General features: G+C 56.6%; 18 protein-coding genes. 10 read left to right on the forward strand and 8 right to left on the reverse strand.

The features are described from left to right. Positions 1 to 42 precede the first annotated feature (42 nt). Complete coding sequence (locus AAC637_RS10645) at positions 43 to 1,125, forward strand: BMP family ABC transporter substrate-binding protein (RefSeq protein ID WP_340303540.1); 1,083 nt, start codon at positions 43 to 45, stop codon at positions 1,123 to 1,125. Positions 1,126 to 1,186: 61 nt separating this feature from the next. Here the strand turns inward: AAC637_RS10645 and AAC637_RS10650 are convergent, their stop codons facing one another. The 3 genes from AAC637_RS10650 to AAC637_RS10660 form a co-directional block, all read right to left on the reverse strand. Continuing rightward, positions 1,187 to 2,110, reverse strand: coding sequence for a 3-hydroxyacyl-CoA dehydrogenase NAD-binding domain-containing protein (locus AAC637_RS10650; protein WP_340303541.1), 924 nt, complete (start codon positions 2,108 to 2,110; stop codon positions 1,187 to 1,189). A gap of 342 nt (positions 2,111 to 2,452) precedes the next feature. Further along, on the reverse strand, positions 2,453 to 3,574 hold the full coding sequence (locus AAC637_RS10655) for a Gfo/Idh/MocA family protein (RefSeq protein ID WP_340303542.1): 1,122 nt from the start codon (positions 3,572 to 3,574) through the stop codon (positions 2,453 to 2,455). A 9-nt stretch (positions 3,575 to 3,583) separates the two neighbouring features. After that, complete coding sequence (locus tag AAC637_RS10660) at positions 3,584 to 4,303, reverse strand: GntR family transcriptional regulator (protein ID WP_340303543.1); 720 nt, start codon at positions 4,301 to 4,303, stop codon at positions 3,584 to 3,586. 125 nt (positions 4,304 to 4,428) lie between these two features. Between AAC637_RS10660 and AAC637_RS10665 the strand changes: the two genes are divergently transcribed. The 8 genes from AAC637_RS10665 (at position 4,429) to AAC637_RS10700 (ending at position 12,960) form a co-directional block, all read left to right on the forward strand. Beyond that, on the forward strand, positions 4,429 to 5,583 hold the full coding sequence (locus AAC637_RS10665; protein ID WP_340303544.1) for an LLM class flavin-dependent oxidoreductase: 1,155 nt from the start codon (positions 4,429 to 4,431) through the stop codon (positions 5,581 to 5,583). A 17-nt stretch (positions 5,584 to 5,600) separates the two neighbouring features. Then, positions 5,601 to 6,494 carry an aldo/keto reductase gene (locus AAC637_RS10670; RefSeq protein WP_340303675.1) on the forward strand — a complete coding sequence of 298 codons (894 nt, stop codon included), beginning with the start codon at positions 5,601 to 5,603 and terminating at the stop codon, positions 6,492 to 6,494. Beyond that, positions 6,494 to 7,030: a flavin reductase family protein gene (locus tag AAC637_RS10675; RefSeq protein ID WP_340303545.1), complete on the forward strand. Its 537-nt coding sequence runs from the start codon at positions 6,494 to 6,496 to the stop codon at positions 7,028 to 7,030. Before AAC637_RS10670 ends, AAC637_RS10675 begins: the two co-directional genes overlap by 1 nt. Positions 7,031 to 7,102: 72 nt before the next feature. Further along, on the forward strand, positions 7,103 to 8,368 hold the full coding sequence (locus AAC637_RS10680; protein WP_340303546.1) for an ABC transporter substrate-binding protein: 1,266 nt from the start codon (positions 7,103 to 7,105) through the stop codon (positions 8,366 to 8,368). A gap of 23 nt (positions 8,369 to 8,391) precedes the next feature. Then, positions 8,392 to 9,456: a carbohydrate ABC transporter permease gene (locus AAC637_RS10685; protein ID WP_340303547.1), complete on the forward strand. Its 1,065-nt coding sequence runs from the start codon at positions 8,392 to 8,394 to the stop codon at positions 9,454 to 9,456. Beyond that, on the forward strand, positions 9,453 to 10,889 hold the full coding sequence (locus tag AAC637_RS10690) for a carbohydrate ABC transporter permease (protein ID WP_340303548.1): 1,437 nt from the start codon (positions 9,453 to 9,455) through the stop codon (positions 10,887 to 10,889). The genes AAC637_RS10685 and AAC637_RS10690 overlap by 4 nt, the downstream gene beginning before the upstream one ends. After that, entirely contained in the window at positions 10,889 to 11,950 is a 1,062-nt protein-coding gene (locus AAC637_RS10695; protein ID WP_340303549.1) for an ABC transporter ATP-binding protein, read from the forward strand. Before AAC637_RS10690 ends, AAC637_RS10695 begins: the two co-directional genes overlap by 1 nt. Further along, the gene (locus AAC637_RS10700; protein WP_340303550.1) at positions 11,947 to 12,960 is read left to right on the forward strand and encodes a YeiH family protein; all 1,014 of its coding nucleotides are present in this window, start codon (positions 11,947 to 11,949) and stop codon (positions 12,958 to 12,960) included. The genes AAC637_RS10695 and AAC637_RS10700 overlap by 4 nt, the downstream gene beginning before the upstream one ends. 81 nt (positions 12,961 to 13,041) lie before the next feature. Here the strand turns inward: AAC637_RS10700 and modC are convergent, their stop codons facing one another. The 3 genes from modC to modA are packed head-to-tail and all read right to left on the reverse strand — an operon-like array spanning position 13,042 to position 15,588. Then, positions 13,042 to 14,115, reverse strand: a complete 1,074-nt coding sequence (gene modC, locus AAC637_RS10705; RefSeq protein ID WP_340303551.1) for a molybdenum ABC transporter ATP-binding protein — start codon at positions 14,113 to 14,115, stop codon at positions 13,042 to 13,044. Next, positions 14,108 to 14,809, reverse strand: a complete 702-nt coding sequence (gene modB, locus AAC637_RS10710; RefSeq protein ID WP_340303552.1) for a molybdate ABC transporter permease subunit — start codon at positions 14,807 to 14,809, stop codon at positions 14,108 to 14,110. Before modB ends, modC begins: the two co-directional genes overlap by 8 nt. Next, positions 14,806 to 15,588 (reverse strand): molybdate ABC transporter substrate-binding protein, encoded by a 783-nt coding sequence (gene modA / locus AAC637_RS10715; protein WP_340303553.1) that lies wholly within the window; start codon positions 15,586 to 15,588, stop codon positions 14,806 to 14,808. The genes modB and modA overlap by 4 nt, the downstream gene beginning before the upstream one ends. 328 nt (positions 15,589 to 15,916) lie before the next feature. Between modA and AAC637_RS10720 the strand changes: the two genes are divergently transcribed. Beyond that, positions 15,917 to 18,070, forward strand: coding sequence for an esterase-like activity of phytase family protein (locus tag AAC637_RS10720; RefSeq protein WP_340303554.1), 2,154 nt, complete (start codon positions 15,917 to 15,919; stop codon positions 18,068 to 18,070). A gap of 60 nt (positions 18,071 to 18,130) precedes the next feature. Here the strand turns inward: AAC637_RS10720 and AAC637_RS10725 are convergent, their stop codons facing one another. Then, positions 18,131 to 18,814, reverse strand: coding sequence for a DUF1045 domain-containing protein (locus AAC637_RS10725; RefSeq protein ID WP_340303555.1), 684 nt, complete (start codon positions 18,812 to 18,814; stop codon positions 18,131 to 18,133). Positions 18,815 to 19,020: 206 nt separating this feature from the next. Continuing rightward, complete coding sequence (locus tag AAC637_RS10730) at positions 19,021 to 20,313, reverse strand: NAD(P)/FAD-dependent oxidoreductase (RefSeq protein WP_340303556.1); 1,293 nt, start codon at positions 20,311 to 20,313, stop codon at positions 19,021 to 19,023.

Here is a 20,313-nt window from a genome sequence, read left to right on the forward strand (position 1 = left end):
CAACGACCAGAGCCTGATCTCTGGCAAACCGGGAGAGTAATTATGAAACGCAGAACACTACTTGCGACTGGCGCAGGTGCCGCCCTTGCCGCAGCAATGGGCATGCCCGCGCGCGCGCAGGACAAGACCAAGGTAGGCTTTATCTATGTTGGCCCGATCAATGATGGCGGCTGGACACAGCACCACCATCACTCCGCAATGGAAATGGTCGAGCATTTTGGCGATGCGGTTGAATTTGTCTATCAAGAGAGCGTCCCAGAAGGCCCAGATGCCGAGCGTGCGATCACCCAAATGGCTTTGGGTGGTGCGGATATTATCTTTACCACATCCTTCGGCTTTATGGATCCAACCGTGAACGTGGCTGCGAATTTCCCTGATGTGAAGTTCGAACACGCAACAGGCTATAAGCAGGCGGATAACGTGTCTGTCTATTCCGCGCGCTTCTATGAAGGTCGCGCGATCCAAGGTACATTGGCGGGTCGTGTCACCACCACCAACAAGATTGGCTATATTGCGTCTGTGCCAATTCCTGAGGTGATCCGTGGCATCAACTCGGCATATATCCACGCCAAAAAGGTTAACCCTGATGTGGAATTCAAGATCATCTGGATCTTTGAATGGCTGAACCCCGCGAAAGAAGCAGATGCGGCCAAGGCATTGATTGAACAGGGCTGTGACGTTGTTCTGCAGCACACCGACTCGACCGCGCCGCATCAGGCCGCGCGTGAGGCAGGTGGCGTTTACACCTTTGGTCAGGCGGCCGATATGGCGGAATATGGCCCGATGCCCCGTATTTCTTCGATCATCGACAACTGGGCCCCCTATTACATCGACCGCGTGCAGGCTGTGATTGATGGCACATGGTCATCCGTGAACACATGGGATGGCATCAGCACAGGCATGGTTGGCATTGGCGAGATTTCCGATGTTGTGCCCGCAGATGTAAAGGCCGAGGCCGAGGCGCTGCGCGATGCAATCGCGGCGGGCGAATATCATCCGTTCACAGGGCCGATCAACAAGCAAGATGGCAGCCTGTGGTTGGCTGAGGGCGAAACCGCGTCCGATGGCGACCTTGCGGGTATGTTCTTCTATGTCGAAGGGGTCGAGGGCGATATCCCGTCCTGATCCCAACCCTTATAGGGCGTGAAAGTGGGCGCATCTGCGCCCACTTTTTCTTTGCGGTGGGTTATAGTGCCTGATCTCCCTTTAGGCGCAAAAGGGCCACCAATGCAGCATCACGGCGCGCGCGCAAATCTGTGCTGCCCATGCTCGCCAATTCCGCTTCGACACCTGCAACCAATTCCGCCTTGAGTGCCTCGGTCAGTTCGGGATGACCAAGGTCTTTCCATCGCGCCTCTTGCGTGGGGCCAAGATGGTCAAGATACGCGCGATAGCCGCCCGCACCACCGCCCAAGTGATAGGTGAGATGTGGCCCCATCAAGGCCCATCTCAGACCTGGCCCATTGGCAATGGCGCGATCAATATCAGCGACATCTGCAATCCCTTCGGCCACAAGATTGACCGCTTCGCGATAGAGTGCTGCGGTCAGGCGGTTAGCGATGTGGCCTTGCACCTCGCGCTTTGCGCGAATGGGCACGCGGTGCAGCGCATGATAATGCGCTTCGGCTTGATCCATGGCTTCGGGTGCGGTGAGGTGGCCTGCGACCAGTTCAACCATCGGGATCAGATGCGGCGGGTTCATCGGGTGCGCGACCAAGATGCGCTCAGGATGTTTGGCGCCCTGCTGTAGATCACTTGCCATGAGTGACGAGGTGCTTGACGCAATCACGACCTCAGGCCCGACCTGAGCCTCGATTTGGCGGATCACCTCATGCTTGACCGCGATCCGCTCTGGCGCATTTTCTTGGACAAATCTGGCCCCTTTAAGAGCCGCATAATCTGGGCTGACATCAGGCGCAGTCGGCTGATGGGCCAACCCCAATTCTGCCAGGTTTGGCCATGCATGGGCCAAAAAGGCTGAAAGATCCTGGCTGCATTCAGGGTCGGGGTCGATAATGACCACTTTATGACCCAATGATGACGCTAAAGCGGCCCAACTCAGACCGATCAAACCACCTCCAACAATTCCAATTTGGTCTAAATTCGACATATATGACACTTTTTAGGTATTTTTATTGTTTATTAACAATTTCAAATTCATGAATTACATCCTCGTAATATGAAATAATGATAACTTAACCCTCCACGACATCTAGTAGTCATTGACTGTTGTGCGTGGATTTGATTCCATATAACTGCCCATAAGGAGTAATTAATCATGAAAAAACTATCTGTTGCAGTTTGCATCACAGCGCTTGTTGCTTTGTCGGCGTGCTCTTCGCAGCCCGTTGCGGCGCCAATCGAAGCGCCTGCGGCAAACAAAGTTCCAGGCTGAGGCTTGCCTCGGATTTCCCCATCACCTGCCACTAGCAGGTGATGGGGCATCTTTCAGTTACCCATCCATCGCGCGGGTAAGTTCTGAAATCTCTACAGCGCGATGTTCCTTCATCGAAATTTGTGCAGCCATTCCCATAATGACGGCCATGTAGCCATCGTTGAGGCTGACTTCGGGTGCTTGGCTTTTACCGCGCACCAAATCTAAGAATTTCTGATGTTGATAAAAGGTTGATCCATTATGGTCGCCTGCTGCCAATAGGGTCGGGTCGACAGGGATGTCGCGGGCGATAGGTCCTTTGGGGTCTCGTGGGCTTTCAATCAATTGCGGGATTGGGGCCTCGCCCAAATGATCGGGCCAGAACCGACCGGGGCCGGGCACATAGGCCTCAATCTTGCCCTTAGGGCCAGTGGCGCAGACCTCTTCTTGATAGCGGCTGCCTTCAGCGAACATGCACAGTTCGAGCAGCGCCCGTGCGCCATTGGCGAAATCCACGATGACAAACCCATTATCGAGGATATCTGGCGTCTCGCCGTCATAGGCCTCGTCTCGGTGATTCACATCCATCCCACCCGAGGCCAACACCCGCACGGGTTCTGATTTCAGGGCGAGGCGCATCAGGTCAAAGAAATGGCAGCATTTCTCAACAAATGTCCCGCCCGTATAGCGGTTAAAGCGGTTCCAATCGCCCACCTTTTCAAGGAAAGGAAAGCGATGCTCGCGCAAAGACAGCATCTTGATCCCCCCCGTGGCCCCTTCGGCGGCCTCAAGGAAGGCGGTGATTGGCGGCATGTAGCGATATTCCATCGCGACCCAAATAGGCGCGGGATAGCTGTCACGGATCTCGCGCAGGCTGTCTTGTTGCGCTGGATCCGTAAAGAGCGGCTTTTCCACGAGGACAGGCAGGGGGCGATGTTTGGCGAGATATGATAACTGCTCGACATGGCGGAAATTTGGGCTGGCGATCACGTAACAGTCGAGATCGGGATGGGCCACCAGTGCCTCAAGGCTATCGTAAAGCGTGGCCTTTGGTGCAAGGGTCAGTGATTTCGTAGCCATACCTGCATCGGGCTCGAAAATCGCGGCCACCTCCGCCCTGTCTAGCAGAGCGATATTTTGCAGATGTTCTTGGCCCATCATACCGCAACCGATGATGCCGTAGCGTGTAATTTGAGACATTTGTCCTCTCTACTTTAGACGTTGCACATAATGTGCGCGCGTGTGGTCAATCCAATTTCGGGAATATTCAATGATGCCCCGACCGTCTGCATGGCTGTAACGTTCAACAAAGGGGGCAGGGCTTGTGGCTGGGCGCGCGAAATCGGGCGGCACCCAATCGGGGATGGGGGCAATGCTGACATAATCCTCAGCTTGAAGGATCCGCAGGCCCAATTGCACGCGATAGGTCAGATACAACGAATCAGACAGCTTTTCGGCCTCCAATCGGCCTGCAGCTCCGTCTAGCCAGATCTCCTCCACCGCCACTGGCAGAGAATTGAGGAACCTCAAACGGCGGATTCGCGTGGCATGCGAGGCCGTGCCAAAACTGGGCAGATCGGCGGGTTTCGCGAGATAGTCCAACGCCAAAACTTGCGCGCTTGGCAGCCCGCCGCCTGTGCGAAGTTCGAGGCGAAACATCGAGTAAATCGAACTGATCTGCGCGCTTGATTGCACATAATTTCCAGACCCCTGCACGCGGCGCAAAAGACCTTTTTCTTCAAGAATATTGAGGGATTTTCGCAATGTGCGCACCGTGGTTTGATATTGCGCAGCCAGCGTGCGTTCGGGCGGCAGGCGGCTGCCATCGGGCAGGCGGCCCGCTGCGATTTCACGGATCAAGACCTCGCTTAATTGTATGTAAAGCGGCAGCGCCGATGAGGCGGGTCTGCGGTCGATTTGATCGCGCATCGAAGCGGCCTTTCGAGAAAATTGATACACTATTGATCCAGATCAAGCACACGGCTAATTTCGGAGAAAGTCAAGCGGCAGCGATGACGATTAGATCAACGCGCCGCAGGGAGGGGAGAAGAGATTTGAGCGTGGTTCCCATCACATCTGCCGATCTAGATGCCGCCGAAGTGTCGTGGTTTGCTGCGCTTTGCTCGGACGATTATCAATTCTTGGGCGTGCCAGATGGGGCCTTGCGCTCATCTTTTGCGCATTGCTCGGATATTGTGAAAACCGCTGAAAACTACGGCTTTCGCAATGTGCTGTGCCCTTCGTCCTATCAGGTGGGACAAGACACGCTCAGCTTCGTTGCGGGCTGTGCGCCGATCACCTCCAAGATTAACCTGCTGGCGGCTGTGCGCTGTGGCGAGATGCAGCCCATTATGTTGGCGCGCACCATCGCGACACTCGATCACATGCTGGAAGGCCGCCTGACGGTTAACATCATCTCTTCGGATTTTCCTGGTGAGGTGGCCGACAGTTCATTTCGCTATCAGCGTTCGCGCGAGGTTGTGGAAATTCTGAAACAGGCATGGACACAGGACGAGATCAATTACAAAGGCGAAGTTTATAACTTTGAAGGCCTGACCACTGACCCTGCGCGCCCCTATCAAAAGGGCGGGCCGCTGCTGTATTTTGGAGGCTACTCGCCTGATGCGCTTGAGCTTTGCGGTCAGCATTGTGACGTCTATCTCATGTGGCCTGAGCGCGAGGACGAGTTGCGTGGACGGATGCAGGCCGTGAATGCCGTGGCCGAGCGTTATAACCGCACGCTTGATTACGGTTTGCGCGTCCATGTGATCGTGCGCGACACCGAGGCCGAAGCGCGCGAATATGCCGAATATATCGTTTCGAAACTTGATAAGGATCAGGGGGACGCGATCCGAAATCGCGCGCTTGATGCCAAATCCCTTGGGGTGAGCCATCAGTCGAAAAACCGCGAGATTGCGGATGGTGCGGGCTATATCGAACCCCATCTTTGGACGGGTGTTGGCCGCGCGCGGTCTGGCTGTGGGGCGGCGCTTGTTGGCTCTACCGATCAGGTTTTGTCACGGCTTGAGGATTACCAGAAAATGGGCATCCGCGCCTTTATTCTTTCGGGGTATCCGCACAAAGGCGAGGCAGAGCATTTTGGCGGCCGCGTGTTGCCGCAGATGAAAACTTGCTCTTTGCCCCATGAATATGGCCGCGTGCCCGCTACATTGCCGAATACACCCCTAGGCGGAGGCGTTCGCAAATGACCAAAACACCCCCTACCATGCCCCGCGTCCAAATCGCCGAGGGCCTGAGTTTTAGCCGTCTTGTCTACGGGATGTGGCGGCTTGGCGATGACACGGATACCTCCACCGATCATGTCATCGCAAAAATCGAAACCTGCCTTGCCCAAGGGATCACAACCTTTGATCAGGCGGATATTTATGGCGCTTATACCGCTGAGGCCATTTTGGGTGCAGCGTTGCGCGCGCGGCCCGATCTGCGCGCCAAAATAGAAATCGTCACAAAATGCGATATCGTGGCCCCGATTGGCCGCTATTCCGATGCGCCCGTAAAATATTACGACACATCCGCAGCTCATATCACGCAATCTGTTGATACCTCATTGCGCGAGATGGGGATTGATCAGATTGATCTGTTGCTCATCCACCGCCCCGATCCGCTGATGGATCACCACGAGACGGGGGCCTGCCTTGATGGATTGATCAAAGCGGGCAAGATCCGCGCAGCGGGCGTGTCGAACTTCCGCCCTTGGGATTGGGAGTTGCTGCAATCTGCGATGAGCGCGAAATTGGTGACCAACCAAATTGAGCTGTCGCTGTCCCATGTCGCGCCCTTCACAAATGGGGATTTGAGTTTCCATCAACGCCATGCACAGCCCGTTATGGCGTGGTCGCCTTTGGGGGGTGGTGCGCTGATGACTACACGCGAGGGGCTGTTGGCCACGCGTCTTGACGCGATTGCGGCAGAGCAGGGCGTGGATCGTGCGGCTGTTGCTGCGGCCTTTCTCTTGGCCCATCCTTCGACAATCTTGCCTGTGCTTGGCACCAATGCGTTGCCGCGCATTGCCACTATTTCAGACGCGCTGCGCGTGCGTCTTGATCGGCGCGATTGGTTCTCGCTTTACGAGGCCGCACTTGGTCACGAGGTCGCCTGATGGATCAGAAGATGCGCCGCCACCCCCTCAGCAGCTTTGTGCCTGACCCGGCAAACCCGCGCGCCTTTCGCACGGCGCTTGGGTGTTTTGCAACGGGTGTGACCATTGTCACAGTCGCAAGCGATGAGGGGCCGGTGGCCATCACGGCGAATAGTTTTACATCCGTGTCGCTCGATCCTGCATTGGTCTTATGGTCGATTGATCGCGCTTCGCGCCGATACCCCTATTTCGGTGCGGCCCCAGCCTATGCCATTCATGTTTTGGGGGCGGATCAAGAAGATCTTTGCTGGCGCATCGCGCGCGATGCAAAGGGGCTTGGGCCCGATGATTTTGATATGAATGCCGAAGGTGTGCCCGTGCTGCATGACTGTCTTGCGCGGTTTGAATGCACAGCTTGGGCCAATTACGCGGGCGGTGACCATGATATCATGGTCGGCCAAGTGCAGCGTGCGGGCTATCGCGACTTCGGTGGGTCGCTGGGATTTTTCCGCGGCAAACTTGGCACGTTCACCGTGAGGGAGACTGAGCCCGCATAACTAAGTTACCCCGATCAAAAGGGGGAAAGTGAGACGACCAAAACCAACGGGAATGTTTAAGGGAGGAATTACATGACCGCTAAGTTTACCAGCACTGCAATTGCAGCACTTATGGTTGCAAGCGCAGCCCCCGCTTTTGCGGATGAAATTACGTTTTTGTGCTACCAAGACGGCAATGAATGCGATGTGATTGGCGAAATGCTGCCCGAATTCACCGCTGCCACAGGCCATACTGTTAACATGGAGACCGTTGCCTATGACGTGATCCGTGATCAGTTGGAAAACCAGTTGCAAACGGATGCGGCCCCTGATGTCGCGCGCGTGACCAATTTGGGCGGCTTGAACCAGTATTACCTTGATCTCGCGCCCTATGTCGATCGTGGCACATGGGAAGCCGCCTATGGCGCGACCCTGCCGTGGTTCCGCGCACCAGGTGTGGGGGATGATGGGATTTACGGGTGGATGACCCAGCTGACTGTGACAGGCCCCTATGTCAACGTCTCGCTCTTTGAAGATGCGGGCGTGGATATGCCAGGGGATGGCGCAACATGGGACGATTGGGCAACGGCCTTGGCCGAAGTTCAGGCCGCAACAGGCGTGACTGCAGGCTTGGCAATGGATCGCACGGCGCATCGTATGGCGGGCCCCGCGTTTTCCTATGGCGCGCGCTTCTTTGATGATGCGGGCAACCCGATCCTCGTGGATGAAGGGTTCCGTAACTTTGCAGAAACATTTGTGGGTTGGCACGCCTCAGGCCTGATGCCTGCTGAAGGTTGGCCTGCGGGTGAGGGCACGCAATATCGCAACGCTGCACCGCTGTTCCAATCGGGCGAAGCTGTGATGCATATGTCGGGCTCGTGGATGATCAATTCCTACTCGGAAAACATCACCGATTTCGAATGGCGCGCGGTTCCAGCGCCATGTGGCGTAGGTGGCTGTGGCGCAATGCCAGGGGGTGCCGCGATCACGGCGTTCAAATCGACCGATGCACCTGAAGCAGCTGCGGCCTTTATCGATTTCCTCGCCTCTGAGGAAAATGCAGCCCGCTTTGCATCTGCAACCCGCAACATCACCGCGCATCAGGGCCTTCAGGCTTCGGGTGTTGATTATGGTGATGCATCCCCCGCGGTTGCGGCGGCGCTGTCTGTCTTTGCGGCAAATGCTGGCAAGGCAGCAGAAACCACACCACAGGCTTACACCTTCCAAGGTTATGCCAAGAATTTCGTAATCTATGGTGTTGTGCCTGACTACCTGACCAAAGCGATCACAGGCGAAATGAGCCTTGATGATGCCTTGGCCGCGATTGATGCGGATGTTGCCGCACAAATCGCCCAGTAAGTGAACCAAAGGACGACCCTGCAATGATTGACGCCTTCATCGCCGCATTTGCAGGGTCACCTTGGCCGCTTTATCTGGCCCTCTACTTGGCCGTGGGGTGGGTGTTGATCCGCCCCACTGGCCCAATTATGGGGCAATTGGCCTCGATCATGGGATGGCCGATTGAGATGACACAGCGCCTCGCCGGCGCGACTGGTCTGCCCTATTTGTTCCTTTTGCCCAATATGTTGGTCTTTGGCCTATTCACCTTTGCCCCGATGTTTATCAATTTGGGTTTCGCGGTGACCGAAGGCCAATCCATTCTCTTTGATGAGCGCGCCTTCGCAGGTCTTGATAACCTGCGCCGTCTTGTGGCCGAAACACAGATTGACACGGGCGCCGCCAATCTTGAGGACGACAAATTTTTCTCGGCCGTCTACGACACGGCGATCTTCGTGATTTTCCAAGTGCCCGTTATGATCCTCGTGGCGCTTTTATCTGCGCTTGCCCTGAACCGCCAAATCATCGCGCGCGGCTTTTGGCGGGCGGTGTTTTTCTACCCTGTGATGCTGTCGCCCGTGGTGGTCGGATTTTTGTGGAGTTTGATCCTCAAGCGGCAAGGCGTGTTGAGCCAAAGCCTGATCATCTGGGGCTGGATTGAGGAGCCGATCCAATGGCTCACCGATCCGTCATGGACAATGTTTTGGTCTGTCTTTGTCTACACTTGGGCGCATCTTGGTTTCTATATGCTGATCCTGCTTGCAGGGCTGCAGGCAATCCCGCGCGATGTGTATGAGGCTGCTGAAATGGATGGCACATCAGCCTTTCGGCAATTGACCCGCATCACCATCCCGCTGCTTGCGCCGACCCTGTTGGTGGTCACGGTTTTGTCGCTGATCAAAGCCTTTCAAGCATTTGAGGAACTCTATGCCATGTCGGTGCGGTGGTCTTCGCTTGTGGCGTATATTTTTGAAACATCAGGTCTGCGGGGGCAGGCCACAGCCAATGGTCTGGGGGTTGCGGCGATGGCATCGTTGATTGTGGCTGCGGTTTTGATCGTGCTGTCGTTGTTGCAGGTTTGGCTCTCATCGCGGGGGGCACGGCAATGAGCGGGGCATGGGCATTTCTGACCCGCAAGGCAGGCGGGCCACGCGCCAACTGGTTGGATTACCTCACCTATGCCTATCTCTTGCTGGGTGTGGTTGTGATCCTCGTGCCTGTGCTGTGGCTGGGGTTGAATTCGCTGAAATCTTCGGCCCAGTTGGAGCGCCAAGACCTATCGCTTTTGCCTGCCCGCTATGAACAGGTGGCGCGCGCCACAGTCACAGGGCCGGAGGGCAAGCGCATTTTCTACATCAGTGATCTGCCCTATTGGGTTTTGGATTGGTCGGATCTGCCAGATGCGCAAAAGGCACGACACGATTTATCCGCCTTTTTGGCAGGGTATGAGGGGGATGCGCTTTATGCCTTGCGGGCGCATTTGGGCCTTTTGCCTAAGATGACGCGTGACTTGGTTGCACGGGAAAACCTGCCTGATTGGATTTTGCGCTATGTGTCCATGTCGGCGCAGGCCCGCAGTGAATACGATGTTGCGGCCATCATCGCGGGGCTTGGCCCCGAAGATCAGCGACTTTTGTCGGAATTTCTATCGCTTGATCCTTACGAGCCATCGGCCATTTCTGTTCAGATTTTGGCCCGCGCCCCTGATCCAGTTACAGGTATTGAGACACTGTTTGGGGTGTCGCGCATCAACCCCACGCGCGAAACAACGCCCGCGCGCTATGTTGATAACCGCAGCGCGGAGGTGGTGCAGCTTGCCACGGCCACCATTCGTACAGAGCGCAGCTTTGCCCCCAGTTGGGAAAACTACACCGATCCCCTTTTGGGGCGTGCCTTTGGCGTAAACGTGAATTTTGCGACCTGCTTTACCAATTCGGTTTTGGTCACGGCCATTGCCACGGCCCTGACCTTGCTCATCAATTCGATGGCGGCCTTTGCGCTGGCGAAATATAAATTCCGCGGCCAAGTTTTGTTCTTTGTGATCATCTTGGCCACGCTGATGGTGCCCCCCACCATCACGCTTGTGGGCTTGTTCAAGGCAATCAATGCCACGGGCCTGTCAGGGTCGATCTGGGGTGTTATCATTCCAGGGGCGGCCACCCCAACGGGGGTGTTTTTGCTCCGCCAATATATGCTGTCGATCCCTGATGAGTTGATCGAGGCAGCGCGCATGGATGCGGCGAGCGAATGGAAGGTCTATTGGCGCATCATTTTGCCTTTGGCCTTGCCCGCGATTGCAGCCTTGGCGATCCTATCGGTGATCTGGCGCTGGAATGATCTGATCTTGCCGATGGTGGCCATCGCGACCACCAAAGAGGCCTATACAATTCAACTTTGTCTGCTTGAATTCCGTGGCGAGCATCTCAGCCAAGAGCATTTCCGCCTCGCTATGACCATGGTCAGCCTCGTGCCTGCGACCTTGGTCTTTGTGTTCTTGCAGAAATACATCACCACGGGCATTGCCAATACGGGATTGAAATAGTGAGTGACCTACAGCTGAAATCAGTGATCAAGCGCTACGGCTCGGTCGAAGTGATCCATGGCATTGATCTTGAGATCAAGTCAGGCGAGTTTTGCGTCTTTGTTGGCCCATCTGGCTGCGGAAAATCCACGCTCCTGCGGATGATTTCGGGGCTTGAGGGGATCACGGGCGGCGATGTCGTGATCGATGGGGTTGTGGTCAACCACGTGCCCGCGGCACAGCGTGAATTGGCGATGGTGTTTCAATCCTATGCGCTTTACCCGCATATGTCGGTGCGCGGAAACTTGTCTTTCGGGCTTGAGAACCTCAAAATGCCGAAAGCCGAAATTTCCCGCCGCGTGGAGGAGGCCGCGCGTATGCTCCGCATTGAGGCGTATCTGAACCGCCGTCCTGGTCAATTGTCGGGCGGGCAGCGTCAGCGGGTTGCCATTGGTCGCGCGGTTGTGCGCGAGCCAAAGATTTTCCTTTTTGACGAGCCGCTGTCCAATCTTGATGCTGAGCTGCGCGTGACGATGCGCCGCGAGATTGGCAACCTCCATCGCCGCCTTGGGAACACGATGGTCTATGTGACCCATGATCAGGTCGAGGCGATGACAATGGCCGATAAAATCGCGGTTTTGCGCGATGGCAGGCTGGAACAATTTGGAACCCCGTTAGAGCTGTTCAATAATCCAGATAACCGCTTTGTTGCGGGCTTTATCGGGTCGCCTGCGATGAATTTCCTGAAGGGCGAAATCGCCGAAGGTGGGGTGGCTTTGGCCGCTGGGGGTCACATTCCCCTTGGGCCGCGCAGCGGTGTTGGTCAAGGCGATGCAATCGAATTGGGCATCCGCCCACGCGACATTAGCATTGCCAAAACAGGCGGCGTGAAGGGCGAAGTTACCGAAGTCGAACAATTGGGCAGCGAAAGCTATATCTTTGTCACCCTGCCGTCAGGGGAGCCGCTGGTGATCCACCAAGCGGGCCAGACTGATATCGCCATTGGCCAAACAGTTGCCGTCAAGCTTGCCCCTGAGGCCGTTCACATCTTCCGTGCCGATACAGGGCGTGTGTGTCGGTGACCCTGCGCAACGCTGACATCCTCTCTGGCCTTCAGCGCATTGGGCCAGGGTTTCTGATGGCGCTTTTGGTGGCGATGGCTGCGCAATTCCTGTCGGATCATTACGGCGCGCCTGTGATGCTGATTGCGATTTTGCTCGGCATCCCATTTCATTTCCTCTCGCAAGAGCCGCGTATGGCCGCAGGCATCCAATTTGCGGGCCGCACCGTTCTGCGCATTGGGGTGGCGCTGCTTGGCCTTCGCATTAGCGCGCAATTGTTAGAAGGCATTGGCGTGGCCGAAGCGGTCATGCTGGCGATGGCGGTCGTCACCACGATTGGCGCGGGAATTTGGCTGGCCCCGCGTTTTGGCAGATCGGGCTATTTTGGGTTTCTTGCGGGTGGCTCTGTTGCCATTTGTGGTGCCTCTGCGGCGCTTGCCATTTCAGCGTTGCTGCCAAAACGGCATGTGGCCGAAGATGATGTCACCTTCACTGTGGTGGGGGTGACGGTGCTCTCGAGTGTCGCGATGATCATCTATCCGATGATCGCCACCTCGCTTGGTCTGTCGACCCATATGGCAGGGATATTCTTAGGCGGCACCATTCACGATGTGGCCCAAGTTGTGGGGGCGGGCTATTCCATCTCGGATGAGACGGGGGATCTTTCCACCTTGGTCAAATTGTTTCGCGTGATCATGTTGGCCCCCGTGATTTTGGTGGCGTCTTTGATCCTGCGCAAAGCCCATCTTGAGGCGGGCGAGGGCGGGAAAGCCCCGCCGCTCATCCCTGCTTTCGTGGCGGGGTTCATTGTATTGGCCATTCTGGGCACGATGCAGCTTGTGCCGCCGTTGATCACAGAGAGCGTGAACATTGTCTCGCAAAGCTGCCTTGTGGTGGCCGTTGCCGCCGTTGGGATGAAAACCTCGTTGCAGGCATTTGCATCAGTTGGGCGCAGCGCCTTGGCGTTGTTGATCACACTGACGCTGCTGATTGCGGCTTTGGTGGCCATTGGCCTCGCGGTCTTAGTCTAGGCCTACTTGTTTTGCGGGGCTGATTTGCAGACCCGTATTTTGGCGCGCACCTTGTTCATGCCGATCTCAAAGGCGGCATGATCAGCCAATATCTTCGCGCGCGACCGATAGGGTTTTAAGGATGGCATAGACCGCCCGCCCTTCGTTCAGGCCCAATAGATGGGCCGAGCGGCGGGTCACACGGGCCAAGATCCGCCCCAATTTCGTGTCGACTGCGACCAAAACGGCGGGGCCATCGCCGCTGCGCATACTGTGAATTGTGCCTTCGATGACATTGAGCGCGGATAGTCCTTGTGGTTTTTGGGTGGCTAAAATCACTTCATGCGCGGCAATACGCAGTTGTAATTTTCGCCCCAAATCGCCACTCAGGCGCGGCACAAAAAGTGCCACATCGGCGTTGCGTAATTCGCTGACCCCATCCGCGTGATGCGCCGTCAGCGTGGCCTCAATAACGGCCCCCGCTTCGCGTGACCCTGCAGGCAGGCTATGGGGGTCAGAAAAGACCTCGCTTGGGCGCCCTTGCGCCTGTATCCGCCCCGCCTCAATCGTGATCACTTCTGTCGCTAAGCGCGCAACCTCGGTGGGGGCGTGACTTACATAAAGAATGGGAATGTCCATTTCATCGCGCAGACGTTCAAAATAGGGCAGGATTTCTTGCTTGCGCGCCTCATCAAGGGCTGCCAGTGGCTCATCTGCCAGAAGGATACGGGGGGCCGCTAACAACGCGCGCCCGATTGCCACGCGTTGCTTCTCGCCGCCTGATAGCATCGCGGGTCGCCGCTGCAAGAGGTGCCCGATCCCCAACATCTCGACAATATCTGCGAAATTCGGGGCAGGGCGCGCGCCGCGATAGCGCATCCCATAACGGAGATTTTTCGCAACGCTCAGATGCGGAAAGAGGCGCGCCTCTTGAAAAATATACCCGGCTTGGCGCTCATGCGCGGCAAGGTTTATCCCGCGCGCAGGGTCAAACAGATCCATATCCCCCACGCGGATATAGCCTTCATCAGGCGTGATAAGACCCGCGACTGCATTGATCACGGTGGTTTTGCCCGCGCCCGAGCGGCCAAAAAGGGCAGTGATCCCGCGGGCGGCTTGGAAGTTAAGATCAAGTGAAAACGCACCGATCTGGTGACGAAGCCTCAGATCAAGCATCACGTCCCCCGATACGTTTGGACAAAGCCCGCGCCAGAATTTCTGACAAAACGAGGGCAAGAATAGCGATAAAGATCGACACGGCAACTAAGATCAGTGCGCCCTGTTCCCCGCCTGGTTGCTGTAAAAATGTGTAAATCGCCGAAGGGATTGTGCGGGTTTGATTTGGAATATTCGAAACGAAGGTGATGGTGGCGCCAAATTCCCCCATGGCCTTTGCAAACCCCAAAATCGCGCCAGCCAGAACCCCGGGCAGGCTCAGAGGCAAGTTGAGGGTGGCAAAGACTGCCCAAGGCGGCGCGCCTAGGCTGCGGGCTGCATCCTCAAGTTTGGGGTCAACCGCCTCAAGGGATAGGCGCATCGCGCGCACCATCAGCGGAAAGGCCATGACCGCCGCGGCAAGGGCTGCACCCGTCCAATGAAAGGCAAAGCCCAGACCTAGTGCAGCCAAGGCTTGCCCCAAGGGGGCCTGCGCGCCAAAGGCCAAAAGCAGCACATATCCCGTCACCACAGGCGGCAAGATCAGGGGCAGATGAACCGCTGCATTCAATATTTGCTTTCCAAAAAAGTTACAGCGCGCCAACAGATAGGCAACCCAAAGTGCGACAGGCAGGCTGGCCAAGGTGGCCCAAAAACTGACCTTGAGGGATAGCGCGATTGCGGCCCATTCTGCGGGGCCGAGAAGATCACTCATTTCTCAGCCTCCGCCAGTGTCTCAAATCCATTCGCCGTGAAAATCATCGCCGCGTCATCCCCGCGCAGATAGGCGAGAAAAGCCGCGGCCGCAGGTTTTATCTCCGCACCAAGCGCGGCGGCAGGGTAGCGGATTGGGTCGTGACTGTCTGCCGGGAAGGTGCCAATGATATGCACCTGCGTGCTGATCATAGCATCGCTGCGATAGACCACTCCAAGGGGGGTTGCCCCCGCTGCAACTTGGGCAAGGGCGCTGCGCACATTGTCGAATTGCGCGACCCGATCTGCGACCGTGTCCCAAAGGTCGAGATGGCTGAGCGCGGCGCGACCATAAATCCCTGCAGGCACGGCATCAACAAGGGCCATGGTCAGATAACCGCCGTCTAGCAAATCGGCCAAATTGATCTCGGGCGTGATATTCTGATCCGATTGATCTAGACCTTCCCCATGCGCCACAAGAACCAATTGATTGCCCAAGAGATCAAACCTAGTATCCGGCGCAATCAATCCCGCTTGGGCGATGCGATCCATCCAGTCGGTATTGGCTGAGATAAAAATATCGGCAGGCGCGCCCTGTTCAATCTGACGGGCCAGCGTAGAGGACCCTGCATAAACCATGCTGACCTCGAAATCGCTTGCTGCCTCAAATTTCTGTTCGATTTCATCTAGGGCTGTCGCAAGGCTAGAGGCCGCGAACACCAATATCTCTTCAGCCCGTGTCAAAGTCGGGCTAAGGCACAGCATCAGGGCCAAAAACATAGGACGGATCGGGGCGTTCATAGGGGCAGAGTTTCCGCGACCAATGCCGCTTGTGCAAGGGTCTTATGCGCTATTGATAACCTCTGCTGGATAGCCACGCCACCGTGGGCGCGCATCGCCAACGCGGCGCGGTGTTATGACCAAAAGTCCCGCGGGGGGATATCTTTATGTGCATGATGCTGCCTCGGGCCATTTCTCTTTAACTGTATATCGACCCGCGCCCCCTGACAAGAAACCCCAACTTTAGCCCCCTTGTTGTTTCATGGCTTTGTCACCCTTCTGTTACGCGGTCGTAACTTAGATAGGGCAATGGCGTGGGGTACTCTGTTTTACCCAAGGGGGATACCTGATGAACCTGCGCATGCTTTTGGCCACAACAGGCCTTGCTTTGTTTGCAGGGCCTGCATTGGCCCAAGATATGAACTTTAACCGTATCGCGTCTTTTCCAGTTGCCGCGAATACGCCCGATGCCGAAGAAACCTCAGCCGAGATTATCGCGGCCACGGGCGATGGAATGACATTGGTCTATTCCGACAGCCCTGCAGGTGTGATCGGTTTTATCGACATCACCGATCCCGCGAACCCTGTTGCCGCAGGCGTATTCGCGCTGCCAAATGGCGAGCCAACAGCCGTATCCGCGCTTGGAAACACGGTGTTTGTCGCGGAAAACACATCGGAAAGCTTCACCAACCCGTCAGGCGTTTTGCATGCGATTGATGCAGGGAGCCGTGACGTTCTCGCCTCTTGTGATCTGGGTGGACAGCCCGACAGCACGGCTGTTGCCCCCGATGGCAGCTTCATCACTGTTGCGATTGAGAACGAGCGAGACGAGGATCTGGGCGATGGCCGCGTGCCGCAAATGCCTGCGGGTCATTTGGTGATCCAACCCTTGGGGGAAAATGGCGCGATGGATTGCGCGGCGCAGATCCGTGTTGATCTGACAGGGCTTGCTGATATCGCCCCAGAAGACCCTGAACCAGAATTCGTTGACGTGAACGCCAATGGCGACATCGTTGTGACGATGCAGGAAAACAACCACATGGTTGTCGTTTCTGCTACAGGTGAGGTGCTCAGCCATTTCTCGGCGGGTGAGGTGATGCTTAACGGCGTGGACACCGAGGAAGAACGCGCGCTGATCTTTGACCAGACCATCACAGTCCCGCGCGAGCCTGATGGGGTGCAGTGGATCGATACAGACCATTTCGCGATTGCAAATGAAGGCGATATGGATGGTGGCAGCCGCGGCTTTACCGTGTTCAACCGCGATGGCACCGAAGTTTTTGAGGCAGGCACGGCTTTTGAATACGCGATTGTGGAAATCGGCCATTACCCCGAGAAGCGCTCTGGCAACAAAGGTGTCGAGCCTGAAGGGATGGAATTTGCAACATTTGGCGGCGTGCCAATGATGTTCCTATTGGCCGAACGCTCCTCTATCGTGGGCGTCTATGATATGTCGAACCCTGCTCAGCCTGTATTGGCACAGCTTCTGCCCTCTGGCATTTCCCCTGAGGGTGCGATTGCGATCCCCTCGCGGAATATTTTGGCCACGGCCAATGAATATGACGCGCGGGGCGATGGCGGCGCGCCTGCCCATGTGATGATCTATGAATATCAAAACGCCCCTGCCGTATATCCGCATCTGACGAGCGCAGGTATGGATGAGTTGACAGGCTGGGGTGCGATCTCGGGGCAGGTTATGGCTGAAGATGGAACACTCTATGCAGTGGCTGACAGCTTCTATGCCATGCAGCCAACCATCTTCCACATCGATGTTAGCCAAACCCCTGCGCGTATTGTTGATGCAATTCGCCTCACCCGCGAAGGTCAGCCCGCGCAGTTGATGGATATGGAAGGCATCGCGCTTGATGGTGAGGGCGGTTTCTGGGTCGCCTCAGAAGGGCGCAGTGACCGCTTGGTGCCGCACGCGATCTATCACATTGGGGCCGATGGCGCGATTGAGGATTACATCGCCCTGCCAAATGAATTGCTGGCCGTGGAGCGGCGTTTCTCGTTTGAGGGGATCACCCGTGTTGACGATATGCTGTATATGGCCGTGCAGCGTGAATGGCGCGATGATCCTGAAAACCATGTGAAGGTTCTGGGCTATAACCTAGAAACCGAAGCGTGGAGCGTGGCACATTACCCGCTGACCGAAGCATCTACGGGTTGGGTTGGTCTTTCGGAAATCGTTGCGCATGGTGATGACCTCTACTTCCTCGAGCGTGACAATCAACTGGGTGACGCAGCAATGACCAAGCTGATCACCCGCGTCTCAATGGATCAGATGGCGGGGATGGTCGCGCTGGGCGAAACGCCACCCGTTCTGACCAAAGAGATTGTTGTCGATCTGCTGCCTTATCTGACCTCGACAGGCGGCTTTGTCTTGGACAAGGTCGAAGGCCTGGCAATCGCCGAAGATGGCACAATGTGGGTGTCCACCGACAATGATGGTGTGGACGACCATTCTGGCGAAACGATGCTGTTCGCGATCTCGGCGCAGTAACCATCGGTAGTTTGACTGAGCGAAAAACGCCCCTCGCAAAGCGATTTGCGGGGGGTTTTCTTATGCCAAATGTTGGCTTTCGATATGATGAAACCGCCCCGTCTCATCCTCGCCCATAAGGGCCAATGAGGCGACCTCAAAAGGCTGCGGGATCACAGGCGCGAAATGCGCATGCAGACGGGACACCAGATCATTAGCCTCGGATTGTGGCAGGCGGCCTGACAAGGTCAGATGAAAGCGGAATTCTTCCATCACATAGGGATAGCCCCATGCGACCAACATCTCCTCCTGACGGGGGGTGAGGTTGGCTGATCTGCGCTTGGCCAATTCCGCCTCGGATGCAGGCGCGCGAAACGGATCCAACCCTTTGACCATCGTTGCGGCCAGCTCTTGGAGCGCGGGATTATGACTTGCGGGGACAGCGGCGACAAAGCCCCCCAAACGGCGGATTTCCAAAACGGGGATTTCAACCCGCGATGTTGCTTTGCACAATTCCCGGAACCTTGCCGCAAGGTCATGGGCGCTTTGACCTTTGGCCAGTTTGAAAGGTGGCTTGATCGTAGCGTGAAACCCATATTTGCGGGGGGTGTCGGTGATTTGTGCGATGGGCCGCGATAGGCCCGCAAGCTCGGGATGCGTGCGCACAGCGCCTTGGCGGCTGCACCAGCCCAACCAATCCGCCCCAAGGCGATAAAACCCGCCATCAGGCAGAAAATATACCGCATATCGGCTATAGTCGGACATTCCGCGTTCCCCCTTTTGGCTTGGGGTCGGCCTAGGTTCTGCGTCCTGATTTGGCAATGATTAATTAACCAATAAGGTCTATCCTCTGGTTGTGGCAGATGGTGGACAACACTCCGCCTTTGGGGGCGCTGTCCCGAACACCGCTGCCCTCGGCCGAGTTTCACTTACCCGAACGGGGGATCGGTCGCACATATCATGGTTTAATCCTAATTCCGCTGCAAGGCATGCGCTATGGTCGCCCCTAATTCGTAATAGACCGCGCGCAATTGACCAAATCCCGTTACCGATTTTTGCAATGGTGGCATCGGCCAGAGGTTGCGGTTTTGTTGTAAAAGGGCCTGCGCGGCGGCTGTGCCAAATACGGTTCCAGGGCCTATCCCGCGCCCTGAATATCCAAACACCGCCGCACCATTTGACCTGATCTCCAAGACTTTGGGAATATGGTCGCCCGTCATGGCGATACGCCCTTGCCAGATATGGCTAAAGCCTTGACCTGCCAATTGCGGGAAGGTTTGCGCCAATTTGCGCGCTGCCCACGCGTGATGCGTGCCGCCCCCAAGCCGCCCTTCAACATTGCCAATCGCGCCCAAAATCAGGCGCCCTGCCGCATCCATGCGGAAGGAACTCATGACCATTGCCGTATCCCATGCCCCTTCACCGCCCGCTAGAATTTCGGCGCGCAAGCTCTGCGGCAGGGGTGTCGTGGCAAATTGGCTATAATAAACGGGGATGAAGCTGGGCCTGTAACTGGAAAATCTGGCCATGTGATAGGCATTGGTGGCAATCAAAGCGGATCGCGCGGTGATCTCGCGCCCTGCGGCGCGCGCCACCCAAGCGCGGCCCTGATGGGTTAAATCTTCAACTGTGAGGGGGGCAAAGATCTGTGCCCCTGCCGCTTGGGCCGCGCGGGCAAGCCCGCGTGCGTAAGCCAGAGGTTGAATCGTGCCAGCACGCGGATCAAACAGCGCGCCTGCAAAGTTAGGGCTGCCCGTGCGCACGGCGGTTTCCTCGACATCAAGCAACTGCAAGGGCGCGCCATATTGGTTGCCTTGGCGATGGCGGGTTTTCAGATCATCCAATCCCGCCGCGTTATGGGCCAGGTGCAAGGTGCCGTTACGCGTGGCTTCGCAGGCGATATTCTCGCGCGCGATCAGATCAAAGACACGGGCAGGGGCCGCGCCAAGCGTATCAATCAGCGCTTCACCCGTTTTGACGCCGAGGGTTTTGATGATCTCCTGCGGCGGCAACCACAGGCCTGCGTTCACGAGGCCCACATTGCGCCCCGATCCGCCATGGCCAATCTGTTGCGCCTCAAGAAGCGCGACCTTGGCGCCCATGCGTGCGGCCTCTAACGCCGCGGAAAGGCCCGTGAACCCGCCCCCGATGATCAAGAGATCAACCGCGCTTGGTAAAGCGTCTGCGCTGTCGGCTGTCACCTGCTCGCGCGCGGTGCTGTGCCACAGATTGCCCTTTGATCCAAAAGCCCTAGACGCCTGCAT

It is taken from the genome of Roseobacter sp. HKCCD7870 (assembly GCF_037830315.1).
Lineage (GTDB): Bacteria > Pseudomonadota > Alphaproteobacteria > Rhodobacterales > Rhodobacteraceae > M30B80.

Coding starts and splice junctions, on each gene's coding strand:
- AAC637_RS10645 (WP_340303540.1), top strand. CDS start 43: ATGAAACGCAGAACACTACTTGCGACTGGCGCAGGTGCCGCCCTTGCC.
- AAC637_RS10650 (WP_340303541.1), bottom strand. CDS start 2,110: ATGTCGAATTTAGACCAAATTGGAATTGTTGGAGGTGGTTTGATCGGT.
- AAC637_RS10655 (WP_340303542.1), bottom strand. CDS start 3,574: ATGTCTCAAATTACACGCTACGGCATCATCGGTTGCGGTATGATGGGC.
- AAC637_RS10660 (WP_340303543.1), bottom strand. CDS start 4,303: ATGCGCGATCAAATCGACCGCAGACCCGCCTCATCGGCGCTGCCGCTT.
- AAC637_RS10670 (WP_340303675.1), top strand. CDS start 5,601: ATGCCCCGCGTCCAAATCGCCGAGGGCCTGAGTTTTAGCCGTCTTGTC.
- AAC637_RS10675 (WP_340303545.1), top strand. CDS start 6,494: ATGGATCAGAAGATGCGCCGCCACCCCCTCAGCAGCTTTGTGCCTGAC.
- AAC637_RS10680 (WP_340303546.1), top strand. CDS start 7,103: ATGACCGCTAAGTTTACCAGCACTGCAATTGCAGCACTTATGGTTGCA.
- AAC637_RS10685 (WP_340303547.1), top strand. CDS start 8,392: ATGATTGACGCCTTCATCGCCGCATTTGCAGGGTCACCTTGGCCGCTT.
- AAC637_RS10690 (WP_340303548.1), top strand. CDS start 9,453: ATGAGCGGGGCATGGGCATTTCTGACCCGCAAGGCAGGCGGGCCACGC.
- modC (WP_340303551.1), bottom strand. CDS start 14,115: ATGCTTGATCTGAGGCTTCGTCACCAGATCGGTGCGTTTTCACTTGAT.
- modB (WP_340303552.1), bottom strand. CDS start 14,809: ATGAGTGATCTTCTCGGCCCCGCAGAATGGGCCGCAATCGCGCTATCC.
- modA (WP_340303553.1), bottom strand. CDS start 15,588: ATGAACGCCCCGATCCGTCCTATGTTTTTGGCCCTGATGCTGTGCCTT.
- AAC637_RS10720 (WP_340303554.1), top strand. CDS start 15,917: ATGAACCTGCGCATGCTTTTGGCCACAACAGGCCTTGCTTTGTTTGCA.
- AAC637_RS10725 (WP_340303555.1), bottom strand. CDS start 18,814: ATGTCCGACTATAGCCGATATGCGGTATATTTTCTGCCTGATGGCGGG.
- AAC637_RS10730 (WP_340303556.1), bottom strand. CDS start 20,313: ATGCAGGCGTCTAGGGCTTTTGGATCAAAGGGCAATCTGTGGCACAGC.